The 15,749-nt window shown below is 73.0% G+C and carries 13 protein-coding genes and 1 tRNA gene; 7 read left to right on the forward strand and 7 right to left on the reverse strand.

The annotated features are described in order from the left end of the window. Positions 1–204: 204 nt before the first annotated feature. From LG632_RS25115 to LG632_RS25125, 3 genes are all read left to right on the forward strand, one after another. Complete coding sequence (locus tag LG632_RS25115; RefSeq protein WP_226729829.1) at positions 205–1,164, forward strand: hypothetical protein; 960 nt, start codon at positions 205–207, stop codon at positions 1,162–1,164. A 42-nt stretch (positions 1,165–1,206) separates the two neighbouring features. Continuing rightward, complete coding sequence (locus tag LG632_RS25120; RefSeq protein ID WP_226729830.1) at positions 1,207–2,763, forward strand: APC family permease; 1,557 nt, start codon at positions 1,207–1,209, stop codon at positions 2,761–2,763. A 230-nt stretch (positions 2,764–2,993) separates the two neighbouring features. Then, positions 2,994–4,451, forward strand: a complete 1,458-nt coding sequence (locus tag LG632_RS25125) for an amino acid permease (RefSeq protein WP_226729831.1) — start codon at positions 2,994–2,996, stop codon at positions 4,449–4,451. Between the two features lie 57 nt (positions 4,452–4,508). Here the strand turns inward: LG632_RS25125 and LG632_RS25130 are convergent, their stop codons facing one another. The 5 genes from LG632_RS25130 to LG632_RS25150 form a co-directional block, all read right to left on the reverse strand. Next, a complete protein-coding gene (locus tag LG632_RS25130) occupies positions 4,509–4,727 on the reverse strand; it encodes a hypothetical protein (protein ID WP_226729832.1) in 219 nt (72 codons plus the stop codon). Between the two features lie 139 nt (positions 4,728–4,866). Beyond that, positions 4,867–5,874 (reverse strand): aminoglycoside phosphotransferase family protein, encoded by a 1,008-nt coding sequence (locus tag LG632_RS25135; RefSeq protein ID WP_226729833.1) that lies wholly within the window; start codon positions 5,872–5,874, stop codon positions 4,867–4,869. Next, the gene (locus tag LG632_RS25140; protein WP_226729834.1) at positions 5,862–6,869 is read right to left on the reverse strand and encodes a phosphotransferase family protein; all 1,008 of its coding nucleotides are present in this window, start codon (positions 6,867–6,869) and stop codon (positions 5,862–5,864) included. Before LG632_RS25140 ends, LG632_RS25135 begins: the two co-directional genes overlap by 13 nt. Continuing rightward, a complete protein-coding gene (locus LG632_RS25145; protein WP_226729835.1) occupies positions 6,866–9,382 on the reverse strand; it encodes a hypothetical protein in 2,517 nt (838 codons plus the stop codon). The genes LG632_RS25140 and LG632_RS25145 overlap by 4 nt, the downstream gene beginning before the upstream one ends. Before the next feature lie 161 nt (positions 9,383–9,543). Then, a tRNA-Leu gene (locus LG632_RS25150) sits at positions 9,544–9,631 on the reverse strand. 195 nt (positions 9,632–9,826) lie between these two features. On the opposite strand from LG632_RS25150, the gene LG632_RS25155 reads away from it, so the two are divergent. The 3 genes from LG632_RS25155 to LG632_RS30820 all read left to right on the forward strand — a co-directional run bounded on the left by LG632_RS25155 (position 9,827) and on the right by LG632_RS30820 (position 12,568). Further along, positions 9,827–11,152, forward strand: coding sequence for a M20/M25/M40 family metallo-hydrolase (locus tag LG632_RS25155; protein WP_226729836.1), 1,326 nt, complete (start codon positions 9,827–9,829; stop codon positions 11,150–11,152). A 129-nt stretch (positions 11,153–11,281) separates the two neighbouring features. Beyond that, positions 11,282–11,515, forward strand: a complete 234-nt coding sequence (gene chpH, locus LG632_RS25160) for a chaplin ChpH (RefSeq protein WP_125652344.1) — start codon at positions 11,282–11,284, stop codon at positions 11,513–11,515. 123 nt (positions 11,516–11,638) lie between these two features. Beyond that, on the forward strand, positions 11,639–12,568 hold the full coding sequence (locus LG632_RS30820; protein WP_508618719.1) for a chaplin: 930 nt from the start codon (positions 11,639–11,641) through the stop codon (positions 12,566–12,568). A gap of 94 nt (positions 12,569–12,662) precedes the next feature. Here LG632_RS30820 and LG632_RS25170 read toward each other — a convergent pair whose 3' ends face one another. Continuing rightward, positions 12,663–12,851: a DUF5703 family protein gene (locus LG632_RS25170; protein ID WP_125652343.1), complete on the reverse strand. Its 189-nt coding sequence runs from the start codon at positions 12,849–12,851 to the stop codon at positions 12,663–12,665. 47 nt (positions 12,852–12,898) lie between these two features. Here LG632_RS25170 and LG632_RS25175 point away from each other — a divergent pair, with 47 nt between their 5' ends. Then, positions 12,899–13,564 carry a hypothetical protein gene (locus tag LG632_RS25175; protein WP_226729837.1) on the forward strand — a complete coding sequence of 222 codons (666 nt, stop codon included), beginning with the start codon at positions 12,899–12,901 and terminating at the stop codon, positions 13,562–13,564. Positions 13,565–13,669: 105 nt separating this feature from the next. Here LG632_RS25175 and LG632_RS25180 read toward each other — a convergent pair. Then, on the reverse strand, positions 13,670–15,749 hold a 2,080-nt coding region (locus tag LG632_RS25180; RefSeq protein WP_226729838.1), incomplete at its 5' end, for a helix-hairpin-helix domain-containing protein.

Here is a 15,749-nt window from a genome sequence, read left to right on the forward strand (position 1 = left end):
CCGTCCCGCCGGAGCCCGCCGCCCCGCCCCCGTAACACCGTCAACTCCGCCCCCGGGCGAACCAGTTGAAACGCGCCACCGACCAGATCAGGCCTTGACTCGGAGCTGTGCCTACCGCTTTGCTGTGCGTGATCACCACCGGGAGTGACCCCGAGGTGACCCCACACCACCCGCGCCAGCGCCGTCCTGGAGGGATTTCCGCGGATGTCGCCCCCGCCGCCGCCCCCGCTCGGCCGCGCCCGCAAGCGGGACGCCCAGCTCTTCGACCCGGCCCTGTGCGACACCGAACTGGTCGACGTACGCGCGCAGTTCACCCAGGGCCGGTGGGCCAAGGTGCGGGCCCTGCTCACCGCCACCGGCGACGACTGGGACCGCCGCGGCCACCGCCTCGTCGTCCTCGGGCAGACCCCGGCCGCCACCGCGTGGGCCCGCGAATGGCTCCTTGCCGAGCCCGACAGCGCCGATGCCCTCACGCTCCTGGCCTGCGCCGCCGTCTTCGACGCCCTGCGCCGCAAGGGCAGCCCCGAGGCCGCCGACCAGGCCTGCCGGCGGGCCGCCGCGCTGCTGCCCGCCGACCCCACCCCCTGGCTCGCGCTGCTCCTGCTCACCCGGACCTACGGCTCCGAGGAGGAGTTCAGCCGGCACTTCGACCAGGTCCGGGCCCGCCACCGCGAGCACCACCACGCCCACCACCTGATGGTCGCCAAGCTCGCCGAACGCACCCCCGCCACCGGCCACGACCCGCTGCACGAGGTCTACGACTTCGCCGCCTGGGCCGCCGAGGAGTCCCCGGCCGACTCCCCGCTCGCCGTCCTGCCCGTGATCGCCCACGCCGAGCGCTACCGCGTGCTCGCCACCCGGCACGGCAGCACCTTCAACAGCACCGGCAGCGCCGCCCAGCACTGGTCGGGCCGCCGGGCCCGCCAGGTGCTGCGCACGGCCTTCGACTGGTGGCTCGAATGGGAACGCGAGGACCACCCCCGCAACCGCGTCGACCTCAACTTCCTGGCCCACGCCAAGCTGTGCGAGGGCCGGCCCGCCGAGGCCGCCGCCCTGTTCCACCGGATCGGGCGGCACGCCACCCGCGCCCCCTGGTCCTACCCGGACCTCGACCCGCACAAGGCCTTCCTCGCCGCGCGCAGCGCCGCGCTCGGCTCCGCCTGACCTCTCACCCCCGGAGAGGCTCCCCCGAAAGGACCACCCGCCATGGCGACGGGCAGATCCAACACGCTCGAAGGCAGCGCAGCGTCCGCTGCCGAGATCCGCACGTACAAGGGCCAGGACCGGGCCCTGCGCGCGGGCCGCCTCGGCACCGCCGGCCTGCTGCTCTCGGTCCTCGCGGCCAGCGCCCCCCTGATGGTGGTGGCCGGCGTCATGCCGCAGATCTTCGGCATGATGGGCATCGTCGGACAGCCCCTGCTGTTCGTCATCCTCGGCTGCGTCCTCGCCCTCTTCGGGGTCGGCTACGCCGAGATGAGCCGGCACGTCCACAACGCCGGGGCCTTCTACGCCTACATCGCGCGCGGCCTCGGCCCCACCGCCGGCGCGGGCGCCTCCCTCGTCGCCCTGGTCGCCTACAGCGCCATGCAGGTGGGCGTCTACGGCATCCTCGGCTTCGAGATCTCCGGCCTCTTCGCCACCTACCTCTCGATCGAGCTGGCCTGGTGGATCCCGGCGCTCGCCGCGGTCGCCCTCACCGGTGTGCTCGGCTGGCTCAAGATCGACCTCAACGCCCGCGTCCTCGGCGTCCTCCTGCTCGTCGAGTGCGCCCTCGTCGTCGTCTTCGACGTCGCCGCCCTGGCCGAGCCCGGCCCGCAGGGACTCTCCCTGCACGCCTTCGACCCCGGCACCCTCTCCGGCGCCGGGCTCGGCACCGCCCTGTGCTTCTGCATCGCCGCGTTCGTCGGCTTCGAGCAGTCCCCGGTCTACGCCGAGGAGACCAGCAAGCCGCACATCGTCGTCTCCCGTGTGATGTTCCTCGCGGTCGGCTTCGTCGCCCTCTTCTTCGCCTTCAGCGCCTGGGCCCTGACCGTCGCCACCGGCCCCGCCGAGATCGTCAAGAGCGCCGCCGAGGGCGGCCCCGCCCTGCTCTTCCAGCTCACCGAGGCGCGCCTGGGCACCGCGTTCACCGACGTCCTGCACGTGCTCTTCGTCACGGGCATGTTCGCCGCCATGCTCAGCTTCCACAACGTCGTCGCCCGCTACGCCTTCGCCATGGGCCGCGAGGGCCTCCTCCCGGCCGCCTTCGGCCGCACCAACCCGGGCACCGGAGCCCCCGCCACCGGCTCGCTGCTGCAGACCGTCGTGGCCGCGCTGGTCGTCGTCGCCTTCGCCGTCGGCGACGACAAGCCCGCCGGGGACCCCACCGTCCCGGTCGGCCACCTGTTCACCTGGATGGGCAGCGTCGGCGCGCTCGGTGTGACCCTCCTCATGGCCACCGCCTCCTTCGCCGTCATCGCCTTCTTCGTCCGCCGCGGCTCGGCCGGTGCCCAGCGATGGCGGCTCCTCGCCGCCGGCGCCGCCGGCCTCGCCCTGCTCGTCATCGTCGGCTACACCGTCAAGGACTTCGGCGTCCTCGTCGGCGCCGCCCAGGGCTCCGCGCTCAGCCGGCTGCTGCCCGGCCTCATCGGGCTCGCCGCGGTCGGCGGCCTCGTCTACGGCGCCGTCCTGCGCTCGCGCAAGCCCGAGGTGCACGCCCGCATCGGCCTGGGCAACGAGGCCTTCCGGCTGGAGCAGGCCGCTTCCGAGGCGGACCCCCGCTGACCGCTCCCGGGCCCCGCTGACCTTCGTAAGAAGCTCGGAACACGCCCCCGGCACCCCTTTCGAAGGGGGCCGGGGGCCTTCGCCGTGCATGGCCGGTTTTGGTACCCACCGCATGCCGTGGTCTCCTGTTGCGAATACAAACATTCGGACGGCCGCACAGGTGATCCCACCCAGCTCCCCTGCGCGCCGGTCCGGGCCTGCCTGTCCCACCCACGAAGGCGAAGTCCCACATGAGTGACCGCACCCTGACGAAGGCGTCGGCGTCCGCGCCGGCCTCCCCGTCGGCGTCCCGCCACGTCGACGCCGGCGACGAGGGCTACAGCAAGGACCTGAAGTCCCGCCACATCAACATGATCGCGATCGGCGGGGCGATAGGCACCGGCCTCTTCCTGGGCGCCGGAGGCCGCCTCGCCGGCGCCGGCCCGTCCCTCGCGATCGCCTACGCCGTGTGCGGAGTCTTCGCCTTCTTCGTGGTCCGGGCCCTCGGCGAGCTGGTGCTCTACCGCCCCTCCTCCGGTGCCTTCGTCTCCTACGCCCGCGAGTTCATGGGCGAGAAGGGCGCCTACACGGCCGGCTGGCTGTACTTCCTGAACTGGTCCACCACCACCGTGGCCGACATCACCGCCGCCGCCACCTACGCCCACTTCTGGGCCATGTTCTCCAGCGTCCCGCAGTGGATCCTCGCGCTGATCGCCCTCGCCGTGGTCCTGACCGCGAACCTGATCTCGGTGAAGTACTTCGGCGAGATGGAGTTCTGGTTCTCGATCATCAAGGTCGCGGCGCTGGTGATCTTCATGCTGGTCGGCATCTACCTCGTCGTCACCGGCCACCAGATCGACGGCCACACCCCGGGCCTGTCCACCGTCACCGACAACGGCGGCATCTTCCCCTCCGGCGTCCTGCCGATGCTCCTGGTCGTCCAGGGCGTCGTCTTCGCCTACGCCTCCGTGGAGCTGTGCGGCGTCGCCGCCGGTGAGACGGAGAACCCCGAGAAGATCATGCCGAAGGCGATCAACTCGATCATGTGGCGCGTCGGCGTCTTCTACGTCGGCTCCGTCGTCCTGCTGGCCCTGCTCCTGCCGTACTCCGCGTACTCCGCCGACCAGAGCCCGTTCGTCACCATCTTCGACAAGCTCGGCATCCCCGGCACCGCGCACGTCATGAACCTGGTCGTCCTCACGGCCGCCCTGTCCTCGCTGAACTCCGGCCTGTACTCCACCGGCCGCATCCTGCGCTCCATGGCCATGTCGGGCTCCGCCCCGAAGTTCACCGCCCGCATGAACAAGGGCAAGGTCCCCTACGGCGGCGTGCTCTTCACCGCGGCCTTCGGCGTCGCCGGTGTCGGCCTGAACTACTGGATGCCCGGCGAGGCCTTCGAGATCGTCCTCAACTTCGCCTCCATCGGCATCCTGGGCACCTGGGCCATGGTCATGCTCTGCTCGCTGCTGTTCTGGCGCCGCGCCCAGCGCGGCGAGGTCGAGCGGCCCGGCTACAAGCTGCCCTGGGCCCCGTACACGCAGATCGTCACCCTGGCGTTCCTCGCCACCGTGCTGGTGCTGATGTGGAGCGACGGCGGCGTCGGCCGCACCACCGTGATGTTCCTGCCGGCCATCGCGGCGGCCCTGGTCGGCGGCTGGTTCCTGGTCCGCCGCCGGGTCGCGGAACTGGCCTCGGCCACCCGCGGCTGACCCGCGGCCACCGTCGCTCCGGGGCCCCGGGCCAGGACACCCTCCTGGCCCGGGGCCCTACGCGTCTCCCGGCTCCCGCAGCACCCGCTGCGCGGCCTCCGCCTCCGCGGCGGCCGGCGACAGCTCGTCCAGGGTGTCGAGCTCGGCGTCGTCCCGCAGCTCCGCCTCCCAGGCGGCGGCGAGCCGCTCCTGCTCCTGCCGCGGCCGCCGCCGCACGTCCTCCCGGTCACCCGGGTCCAGCGCCCCCAAGAACCGCTCCACGTCGTCGCCGGGCATCGCATCTCCTCGCTGAACGCACACGGAACCCCACCCCGGGGCCCACCGCCCAGCATGGACAACACCCCCGACCCACTCCACACGACGCGACCGGCGACCCCCGAAGATCTGCTGAGCCCGCCCCTGGTTCCGGGTGGCCCTACGCGGGGGAGACCAGCCGCCGCACGGAGGCGCTGACGATCTCCTCGACCTCCGGCGGCGTGCCGCCACCCCAGTGCGGGCCACCCCGCAGCAGTTTCCCCCGCAGTTCCTCCGCCAGGAGCAGCCGTTCCCCGCCCGTCGGCGCCTTCGCGATCCGGCGACCCCAGCGGACGGTGTCGACCACCGCGGACTTCATCGCCTCGTAGGCGAGGTAGTACTCCATGTCCTCCGACCAGCCCACGCGGCACTCCGCCGGCGCTGCTGCGTGCCAGCCGGCCAGGACACAGGACCTGTCCGCCGCCGAGTAGCCTGTCTTGTGCAGATGATCGGCCAGGTCGTACACCGGGTCGCCCCACAGAGCGAGCTCCCAGTCGATGAAGACGACACCGTCCTCGGTGAGGATCATGTTCTTGCGGTGGAGGTCCGCGTGCAGGAGCCGGAACGGTCGCTCGGAGAGCTCGCGCCCGGCCCGTTCCGCCAGGAGCGCACACGGGTCCGCGGGGACCCCGAGATCCTGGTACAGCGCCTCCAGCGGCCCGTCCGCGCGGTCGCGGATCGCCCGGACGACGTCGAGCAACCGCAAGGCGAACGCCTTCGTGTCCCCCTCGGCCGGCCAGCCGGACGGGAGGGCGGGCAGGGCGGACCCCGGAACGCGCAGCATCTCACCGAACAGCCGGGTGACGCCGCTGACGACCCCGCCCGGCAGGCGCGCACCCGCGTCAGGGGCGAGATCGTGGACCAGGCGTCCCTCCACGAACTCGTGGATCTGGAACTCCGGCTCGGCGCCCGCGTACAGGAGCCGGGGCGCCCGCGACACATAGGGCCGGATCGCCTCCAGCAACGCCGGCTCGGGCCAGAGGGTGAGGTCCATGGGCTCGGACCTGGACCCCGGGGTACGGACGAGCACCGGGCCCGTGGCCGTGTCGACCCGGACGTTGTGGTGGTAGAAGCCGGCCAGCGACCCCTCGTGCGCGCGTGCCTTCTCGTACAGAGCTAGGGCGTCCATGACTTTCTCCCTACCCAGGGCGCCAGGATTCGAGCGACACGCGCCTGGGTCATCTCCGGTGCGCCGCCCCACACCGTCCGGGCGACGTTGAGCTTGCGCGCCAGCCGGCCCGTGAGGAACGCGCGCCCGGACTCGTCGGCGTCGGCGAGCTGTTTGGCATAGCGCACCGTGTCGACGATGGCCGACTTGATCCGCTCGTGGGCCAGGTAGAGGTCGAGATCCTCGGCCGGCCCCGCCGTGCAGGCCGCCGGGAGCCGTTCCTGCCACAGGCGCAGCACCTCGGCCCGCTGTCGGTCCGGATAGTCCATCTTGTGGAAGTGGACGGCGACCTCGTACAGCGGGTCGCCCCACAGCGCGAGCTCCCAGTCGAGGAACCAGGTCAGCCCGTCGGAGACGATCATGTTCTTGCGGTGCAGGTCCGAGTGCAACACGGCGAACGGCCGCGAAGTGAGCGTGTCCCACCGGCGTTCGACGACGGCCAGCGGCTGCTCGGGGATGCCGAACTCCTCGAACGCGTGCCCGTACTCGTCGCGATGGGTGTCGTACACCCGCTGGGTCAGGGCCGCGAGCCTGCGACCGAACGCGGCGCCGTCGCCCGACTCCGGCCAGTCGGAGGGGAGCGCCGGCGCCTTCTCCCGGGGGATGCGGACCAGCTGCGCCATCAGTGCCACCACGTCGCCCGTCACATGGGCGGGAACGGCGCTGCCGCGCGGTGAGAAGCCGTCGAGCACCCGCCCCTCGACGAAGTGGTGCACCTGGAAGCGGGGCTCGAGCGACACGTGGCGCAGCCCCGGCACCTGTCCGACGTACGGCCCGATGCAGGACAGCACGTCCTCCTCGCGCCACACCCGGACGTCCATGGTGTCGGCCGCTTCCAGCGGGATGCGGACGTTGACCTTGCCCGCGTCCGTGAGGAGCCCCACGTTGCGGTTGTAGTAGCCCGCCGCGGCCTCGCCGGCCCCCAGCGCCCGCTCGTACAACGCCAACCAGTTCACGCGTCCTCCCCGAGGAACATCGACAGGACGGCCTGCGTGCGTTCCTGCAGCTCGGCCGGCGTGCCGAGGGGGCGGACGCGGGGACGCGCCCGCTCCGCCAACGCGTCCAGTTCCGCGCCGCCCAGGCCGAGCCGCTCGGCGGCGCCCCCGATCGCCAGGATCAGCGACGGGTACACCTCGCACTCCTCGAACTCGCGAGCAGCATGCAGCAGCAGCTCCTTCGCCGCAGCGCGCTCGTCACGCCGGTACAGCAGGAACGCCCGGAACATGTCCGCCCGGGCCCGCCCCGAGCGGTAGCCCGCCCGGTCCAGCGCCTCGTTGGCACTGAGGTACGAGGAAGCGGCCCGCTCGTACTCCCCGAGCCGCGTCTGGGCCATCGCCATGGCGGTGAAGGCCTTGCCCATCTCGTGCTGCGCGCCCAGGTCCCGCTGCACCTCCAAGGCCGCGGCGGCTGCAGGTACCGCCGCCACCGGGTCGGTGAAGGCGTACAGCTCGGCGTGGTTGGTGCGTACGTTCGCCAGACCGATGACGGAACCCGCCGCCCGGTACTCCTCCTCGGCCGCGGCCAGGAGCCGTGCCGCGCTGTCGAAGTCCATCAGGAAGCGGTGCCCGAGATGCATCAGCCGCTTCAGGTCCCCCCGGGTCGACGCGTCCCCGGGGGAGCAGGTCCCGTACACCTCTTCCGCGAGGGCGAACGCGCTACGGAAGTCGCCCTGCCACATGCGCAGGTCCGCCACGCAGAACCCGGCGGCGGCCCGTGCCTCCCCGTCGTGCTCCTCCCAGACCCGCTCGAAGATCGAGGCGGCCAGCGCGCTCTGCCCGGCGATGCGCCGGGCGTTCGCCCCGGCCAGGGCGAGCCGCGCCGCGACGAGGGAGCGCACGGGACGGTCCAGCCGCGGAGTGAGCTCGATGGCGCCGGCCGCGTCACCCTGGTCCAGTCGTGCCTCGGCTTCCAGGCAGTCCGCGGCGTCCCGCAGGTCGACGAGAGGCCCGTGATCGGCGGTGGCCGGCTCCGCGGCCACCGGCGCCACGGCGAGACGGTCCCGCAGGTCCTTGACGATGCCGTCCACGGCCTGCCTGCCGTTGAGGACGACGGCCCGGTCCGCGTGCCGCAGGATCCGCTCCGGCGTGATGTCCTGTGCGTGCAGACCGTGGAACACCGCCTCGCGCAACGGTGACAGGCGCGCCAGCCCGCGGCTTCGCGCCGCCCCGCGCTCCATCCGGTCGGCCAGGTCCTCCCAGTGCGCCCGCAACGTGCTGTGCACGTGCCGCTGGACGGCAGGCGAAAGGTGCCGTTGCAGTGCGCCGATCATGAGCTGGTGCAGCCGGTACCAGCCCTCGGGGAGGGGATAGGCAAACGAGTACGCGGTGAGTGATTCCCAGAGCAGCAGATTGGTCGGCAGGTCGAAGGCGCGGCCGACCGCCTGGAACACACCGACGTCGAAGGTCCTGGCCGCACTGAGCAGCTCCAGGATCCGCACCTCGTCCGCCGCGACGTGCTGGAGGAAGCGCTGGACGATCTCCTCGGCGGTCCCGGTGTGCCCGGGCCGGGCCGGATTCTGCAGATGCGTGTCCACGGCCAGGTGCAGATAGAACGGTACGCCCGCGCTGGCCTCGGCGATCGAGCGCTGCCGTGGGATCTCGGTGATGCCGGCCTGGGCGAGGAGGTCGAGCCGGGCGGCCATGGGCAGCCCGTCGATGTCCGAGCGGCGGATGACCGACTCCCACTCCGCGTCGTAGGCCGCCCAGCGCAGCGGTTCGCGGCTGGCGAGGACGGTGAGTCCGCCGTGCAGCTGGCCGAGCAGGTCGCGCAGCCACGCGTCGGAGCCGTAGGCGCGACCGCCCGGGAGCGGGGTGGGGACGAGGGCCTCGTAGGCGTCGACGTAGACGACGTACTGACGGTCCGCGGCCGAGGCCCGCAGTTCCTCGGCGAACAGGTACGACACCGCGTGGCTCAGTTCGGCGTTGCTCAGACCGTCGAGCTCCTGAAGGGTCGGATCGTTCTCGATCCGCTGGCGGCGCTTGCGGTTCTTGATCGCCCGTCCCGTGAGCCGCACGAGCCCGGCGGCCGTGCCGAACACCGGCAGCCCCATGGCGTCGTCGAGGATCTTGGAGAGGACCTCACTCTCCTCGGCGAACGGCGTGGTCCTCGGATTCAGCTGGAGCTGCGGGTGGACCCGTTGCCACAGGACCGCGTACGCGATGTCGAACCGGTCGAACTGGACGCCTTGCGAGCCGAACTCCACACGGAGCACCGCCAGCGCGTCCTCCTGCTGCCGCATGGTGGGCAACTGCAGATCGAGCCGCGCCGTCCGGTAGGTGTCAGGGGTGCGGTTGCGTAATTCCTGGAGCAGCCGTGACTTCCCGATGCCGCCGACACCGACGACGTTCAGGATCCGGGGCCGGTCCGCGATCTCCCGCAGCTCCTCGTCGTAGGCCGCGAGGGTTCCCTCCCGGTTGAAGAACTGCCGCTGCAGAGCCGAGACCCGTCGGTACTGCGGCCTGATGGGCATGGTGACCTCCCCCACGTCGCCGTCCACATGCGAAGGGCAGGCTAGCGGCGATCCGCGAACCGCTGAAAGGCTTTACTGACCCCGCCCGGATCGGCCCGAACGCGCTCTCGTCCTCGTCCCGGACATGCAAAAAGGCCCCACATCGGTGGGGCCTTTTCCGCTGGTGTCCGAGGGGGGACTTGAACCCCCACGCCCGATAAAGGGCACTAGCACCTCAAGCTAGCGCGTCTGCCATTCCGCCACCCGGACAAGGTGTCTGTCTCGCGTCCGCTGCGGGCCGCTCCGACGAAGAGAACATTACCAGGGTTTCGGAGTGGCTCGATCACGGGTACGTCCCGGGGCCCTCGAGGGTCCTGGCGCGGGACGGTCTTGGGTGCGGGCGGGTGGGGCGCGAGGATGGGGGGAGGGCCGGCAGCGGCCGGCCGATCAGTGGGAGGAAGCAGCGTGAGCGAGTCGAGCACCGGCAGGACCGTCACCGGCGAGGACGAGGTCGTCGACCTCTGTCGGGACCTCATCCGGATCGACACCAGCAACTACGGCGACCACTCCGGCCCCGGCGAGCGCAAGGCGGCCGAGTGGGTCGCCGAGAAGCTCGCCGAGGTGGGCCTGGAGCCGCAGATCTTCGAGTCGCACAAGGGCCGGGCGTCGACCGTGGCGCGGATCGAGGGCGAGGACCCGTCACGGCCCGCGCTGCTGATCCACGGCCACACCGACGTCGTGCCGGCCAACGCCGCCGACTGGACGTACGACCCGTTCTCCGGCGAGATCGCCGACGGCTGCGTCTGGGGGCGGGGCGCCGTCGACATGAAGGACATGGACGCCATGACCCTGGCGGTCGTCCGCGACCGGCTGCGCAGCGGCCGCAAGCCGCCCCGGGACATCGTGCTGGCCTTCCTCGCCGACGAGGAGGCCGGCGGGGTCTACGGTGCGCGCCACCTGGTCGACAAGCACCCCGGGCTGTTCGAGGGGGTGACCGAGGCGATCGGCGAGGTCGGCGGCTTCTCGTTCACCGTCAACGAGAACCTGCGGCTGTACCTGATCGAGACCGCCCAGAAGGGCATGCACTGGATGCGGCTGACCGTGGACGGCACCGCCGGCCACGGCTCGATGACCAACAACGACAACGCCATCACCGAGCTGTGCGAGGCGGTCGGCCGGCTGGGCCGGCACCAGTTCCCGGTCCGGGTCACCAAGACCGTGCGGTCCTTCCTCGACGAGCTCTCGGACGCCCTCGGCACCCCGCTCGACCCGGAGGACATGGACGCCACCCTCGCCAAGCTGGGTGGCATCGCCAAGATCATCGGCGCCACCCTGCGCAACACCGCCCAGCCGACCATGCTCGGCGCGGGCTACAAGGTCAACGTGATCCCCGGGCAGGCCACGGCGCACGTCGACGGCCGGTTCCTGCCGGGCTACGAGGAGGAGTTCCTGGCCGACCTCGACCGGATCCTCGGGCCGCGGGTCAAGCGCGAGGACGTGCACGGGGACAAGGCCCTGGAGACCGACTTCGACGGCCGTCTGGTCGACGCCATGCAGGGCGCCCTCAAGGCCGAGGACCCCATCGCGCGGGCGGTGCCGTACATGCTCTCGGGCGGTACGGACGCCAAGTCCTTCGACGACCTCGGCATCCGCTGCTTCGGCTTCGCGCCGCTCCAGCTGCCGCCGGAGCTGGACTTCGCCGGGATGTTCCACGGCGTGGACGAGCGGGTCCCGGTGGACGGGCTGAAGTTCGGGGTACGGGTGCTCGATCGATTCATCGATAACTGCTGAGATTCGGGAAGGTGTGCGCATCTCACCGGGAAGAGTGAATGCGCTCATACGCTCGTAGCCCTGGTGGGACCTCCTCGTTACAGGTGGTGCGGTCCGCGGCTGGGACCGCATTGCCTACTAGGAGGAATGATGATCAAGAAGGTTGTCGCTGCCGCGGCTGCCACCGGTGGTCTGGTTCTCGCGGGTGCGGGCCTGGCTGTCGCCGACGCCGGGGCCCAGGGTGCCGCTGTCGGCTCCCCGGGTGTCCTGTCCGGCAACGTCGTCCAGGTTCCGGTCCACGTTCCGGTGAACGTGTGCGGCAACACGATCAACGTCATCGGTCTGCTGAACCCGGCCTTCGGCAACACCTGCATCAACAACTGAAGCAGCTGAAGTCCCGGGCCCCGGAGCGCATCCAGCGCTCCGGGGCCGCCGGGTTTTCGGCTTGTTTTCCGTCAAGTGATGCGGTGTCGGCAAGGGCAAGTGCAAGGGGGCGAGGAACAACAGATGCAGGTGCGACGAGTGGTGGCGGCCCGCAGGACGCTGGTCACCGTGGCGGCCGTGGGCGGTGCGCTCGCGGCCGGTGGGGGGTACGCGCAGGCGGACGCCGGTGCGCAGGCGAAGGCCACGAACTCCCCGGGCGTGCTGTCCGGGAACTCCGTCTCGGCACCGGTGCACGCGCCGGTGAACGTGTGCGGCAACACCGTGAACGCGGCGGGGGCCCTGAACCCCGCCTTCGGGAACCGGTGCGGCAACGGGCCCCAGGGGCACCCGGGCCAGCCGGGGAACCCGGGGCAGCCCGGGAATCCCGGGCAACCGGGGCAGCCTGGACAACCGGGTCAGCCCGGGCATCCGGGCCATCCGGGTCAGCCCGGGAACCCTGGTACGCCGGGGCACCCTGGGCACCCGGGTCACCCTGGGCACCCCGGTCACCCGGGTACGCCGGGTCACCCCGGTAACCCGGGCCACCCTGGCGGGCCGGGCGGCGACGACTGCGAGCCCGGCAACCCCGGCAACCCCGGTCAGCCGGGTAACCCCGGCAACCCCGGTCAGCCGGGTAACCCCGGCAACCCGGGTCAGCCTGGAAACCCGGGCAACCCCGGTAACCCGGGTCAGCCTGGGAACCCCGGCAACCCGGGTAACCCCGGTAACCCCGGCAACCCGGGCCAGCCCGGTAACCCCGGCACCCCGGGTACGCCCGGCACCCCGGGCCAGCCCGGTACGCCCGGCACGGGTCCCGGTGCCGGCGTCACGCCCGTGACGCACCCGGGCGGCGGCAACACCCCGGGCGCGCACGGCGCAGGCGCCGGCGCGCACGGCGGTGGGGAGCTGGCCGAGACCGGTGGCAGTGACGCCCTGGGCGTCGCGGTGCCGCTCGCCGGCGGGCTGCTGCTCGGTGGCGCGCTGCTCTACCGGCGGGCCCGCAGCACCGTCTGACGGCGTCCCGCCGGCCGTCACGGCGGCGGGGCGCAGGACGGGGAGCGCAGGAGGCGGGACGCGGGTCCCGGGGGCCACCCCGGGACCCGCGTCCTCACCACGTGGCGCGGATCTGGCGGATGATGCGGCGCCGCAGCCGCACCCGCCGGCTGCCGTCCCGCATCAGGGTCAGCCGGTCCAACTCCCAGTTCCCGTACTCGGCATGGTCGGTCAGCAGGCGGGTCGCCTCCTTGCGGGGAACCCCGCGAGGCACGTACACGTCGACAAATTCGTATTCCGGCATCGCATCTATTGTGCGGGCACCGGCCCGCTACGGATAGCGTCTGCACTATGTCTGATGCCGCTCTGCCCACCGTTGCCGAGGTACGTGCCGCCGCCGAGGCGGTCAAGGCCGCGCTCGACCGTCACCTGGCCGCGGTCGAGAGCCGCTCCGGGGCCAAGGACCCTGCCGTACAAGCCGCGTTCAACGAACTCGCCGCGACGGCCGAGGCCTACGACGAGCTGCTCTACGAGGTGTACGACGAGGTCATCCCCTTCGAGATCCCGGAGGGCGAGGACGGCGTCCCGTACACCGGACCCGCCGAGCCCACCGCCTTCAGCGTGTTGATCCGCCGCGACTACGCCGTCGTCGAACCGCAGCGGCTCGTCGCCCAGGCGGAGCGGGTCGCCGCGCACGACCAGGACGCCGAACTCCTGCACGACGGCGGTACCGCCGGTGCGCTCGGGGTGCTGTTCGGCGAGTACGAGGTGGACGAGATCGCCTCGCGCTACAAGGAGTTCGGGCTGGAGGAGGGCGACTCCACGCTCTGGATCACCGCCCTGGAGGAACCCGCCGAACCGGGGGAGTGGCTGGCCACCCCCTTCGACCAGGCCGATCCGGAGACCGTCCTGCACCGGTTCGACGTCAGCTCCGTCTTCGACGAGGAGGAGCTCTACGACGAGGTCGACGAGGAAGACGAGCACGAGGACGACGACCTGGAACTCGCCGACCGCTGACCGGCCGGCGCACGCGCCCGCCCCCTACCGCACCGCCCCTGGAGCCGACGCGCGGGCTCCAGGGGCGGTGGCGCGTCCGCACGCCCCCTGCGGCTCCTACGCCTCCTACGCCTCCTGCGGCTCCTCGTTCGCCGCCGCCGCCAACCCCCGCAGCAGCCCGGTCAGCCGCGTGGTGCGCGGCTTCGGGGTGCCCTCCGCCACGGCCCGCGGCAGGGCCTGGTCCACGCCGTGGACCACCGACAGGTGCCGTTCGGCCCGGCCGAAGGCGGTGTAGACCCAGTCCCGCGACAGGGCGTCCACGGCGTCGCCCGGCAGGACCACCACCACGGCCGGCCAGCGGTCGCCGACGGCCTGGTGGGCGGTCACCGCCCAGCCGTGCCGCACCGCCGACTCCACCAGGTCCTTCGGTACGACGACCCGGCCGCCCGCGCCCGGACAGTCGAGGTGGAGCCCCTCGGCGTCGGCCGCGACCACCTGCCCGGCCACGGCCCGGCCGGGGGAGGGGACGTGCACGACCCGGTCGCCGGGGTCGAAGCCGCCGAAGCGGCCCGGGCCGGGGTTGAGGCGTTCCTTGAGGGCGGCGTTCAGCGCGCGGGTGCCGGCCGCGCCGGCGTGGCCCGGGGTGATCACCTGGACGTCCTGCGGCGGCAGGCCGAAGGCGCGCGGCACCGACTCCACCACCAGCTGCACCGTGCGGTGCACGGCCTCGGCGGCGTCGCGCACCGGCACGATGACGACCTCCTTGCCGGGGGCGTCGACCTGGTTCAGCTCGCCGATGCCGATCCCGGAGACGAGCTCGCCGATCGGGCCGGGGTCGGGCGTGCGCGAGGCCACCACCGGGCAGGCGCGGGCCGCGAGCAGATCGCCGAAGACCCGGCCGGGGCCGGCCGAGGCGAGGACGCCCGGGTCGCCGGAGAGCACCAGGCGGGCGCCGTCCGGCACCGCTTCGACGAGGGCGGCGGCGCTCTCCACGTCGAGCTGGGGGGCGTCCGTGACGATCAGCAGGTCCAGCGGGAACTGGCCCTCGGCGTCCCGGCCGGGGCCCTCGGTGCGCGCGAGCAGCCCGGCGACGGTCGCCACCCCGGCCGCGGCGGGGTCCGGGATCCGGTCGCGCAGGGCGGGGCTGTGGGTGGCGAGCCAGGCGTCCAGACCGAGCTCGCGGGCGGCCGCGAGCAGGGCCAGGGGTTCGGCGCGGGCGGCCTCGCCGCCGGTGTGGGCGACCAGGCCGTGGGAAGCCACGGCCCGGACGAGCTCGGCGGCGGAGCGGCTCGGCGCCGCGGCGGCGGCCTTGTCCCAGTCCTCGGGGGCGCCGGTGGCGCCGGTGGCGTCCGGGCCGGCGAAGGTGTTGGCGATCCGGGCCAGGCCGTCGGCGAGGCTCTCCTCGGCCAGGGCGGCGGACTCGAGTCCGACCAGCACCCGCACGGGCGGCTCCTCGTCCTCCCCGGCGGACTCGCCGAGCGGCTCCTGGAACACCAGGACGGTGCCCTCGCCGACGGCCGCCTCCAGCGCGGCCTCCGGGTCCGGTACGCCGTACTGGGCGAGGGCCTTGTGCAGGACGGGCGCCTCCAGGGCCGTGTGACCCTTCAGCCCGGCCTGGTCCAGCAGCCAGCCCAGCAGGGCCTGGGCCCGGCGCGGGTCGTCGGGGCCGCAGGCGGGGCCGAGCAGGGCCCGGGCGAAGCCGTCGGCCTGGGTGGGGCGGACACCGGGCACCGCCAGGAGCCGCCAGGGGTCCTCGGCGAGGGCCTGTCCGGCGCCCTCGCCGAGCGCCTCGGCGGTCCGGGCGGCCAGGGCCTGCGGGGCGCCGCCGCGCGCGAGCACGGCCGCGACCTCCTCCACCAGGGCCGCGGCGGGGGCGGCGGGGGCGGCAGGAGCCACGGGCTGGCGCGGCGCGGGCGGGGGAGTCGGGGCCCGCCGGGCGGCGGGCGCGGGCGCCTCGTCGAAGTAGCGCGAGGCCGGCTTCTCGCCGCTCTCCACCGCGCGTACGGCGGCCAGCAGGTCGGCGGCCTTGCCGCTGAGCTTGGCCCCGGCGTCGATCGGAGCGGTCCGCTCCGCCTTGCGCCGCTCGATCCGCTCCCGTTCGACGCGCTGAGCCGCCAACTCGGCCGCGGCCTCACTCAACTGCCCCGCGCCGCCCCCGGCCGCCGCGTCCGCCGCCGCACCTCCGGCGTCCCCGCCTTCGGCCGCC

Origin of the sequence: Streptomyces antimicrobicus (genome assembly GCF_020532625.1) — a bacterium.
Taxonomy (GTDB): domain Bacteria; phylum Actinomycetota; class Actinomycetes; order Streptomycetales; family Streptomycetaceae; genus Streptomyces; species Streptomyces antimicrobicus.

Excerpts from the sequence above, each read along its gene's own strand:
- LG632_RS25115 (WP_226729829.1), top strand. The coding sequence starts at position 205 with ATGTCGCCCCCGCCGCCGCCCCCGCTCGGCCGCGCCCGCAAGCGGGAC.
- LG632_RS25120 (WP_226729830.1), top strand. The coding sequence starts at position 1,207 with ATGGCGACGGGCAGATCCAACACGCTCGAAGGCAGCGCAGCGTCCGCT.
- LG632_RS25125 (WP_226729831.1), top strand. The coding sequence starts at position 2,994 with ATGAGTGACCGCACCCTGACGAAGGCGTCGGCGTCCGCGCCGGCCTCC.
- LG632_RS25130 (WP_226729832.1), bottom strand. The coding sequence starts at position 4,727 with ATGCCCGGCGACGACGTGGAGCGGTTCTTGGGGGCGCTGGACCCGGGT.
- LG632_RS25135 (WP_226729833.1), bottom strand. The coding sequence starts at position 5,874 with ATGGACGCCCTAGCTCTGTACGAGAAGGCACGCGCGCACGAGGGGTCG.
- LG632_RS25145 (WP_226729835.1), bottom strand. The coding sequence starts at position 9,382 with ATGCCCATCAGGCCGCAGTACCGACGGGTCTCGGCTCTGCAGCGGCAG.
- chpH (WP_125652344.1), top strand. The coding sequence starts at position 11,282 with ATGATCAAGAAGGTTGTCGCTGCCGCGGCTGCCACCGGTGGTCTGGTT.
- LG632_RS30820 (WP_508618719.1), top strand. The coding sequence starts at position 11,639 with ATGCAGGTGCGACGAGTGGTGGCGGCCCGCAGGACGCTGGTCACCGTG.
- LG632_RS25170 (WP_125652343.1), bottom strand. The coding sequence starts at position 12,851 with ATGCCGGAATACGAATTTGTCGACGTGTACGTGCCTCGCGGGGTTCCC.
- LG632_RS25175 (WP_226729837.1), top strand. The coding sequence starts at position 12,899 with ATGTCTGATGCCGCTCTGCCCACCGTTGCCGAGGTACGTGCCGCCGCC.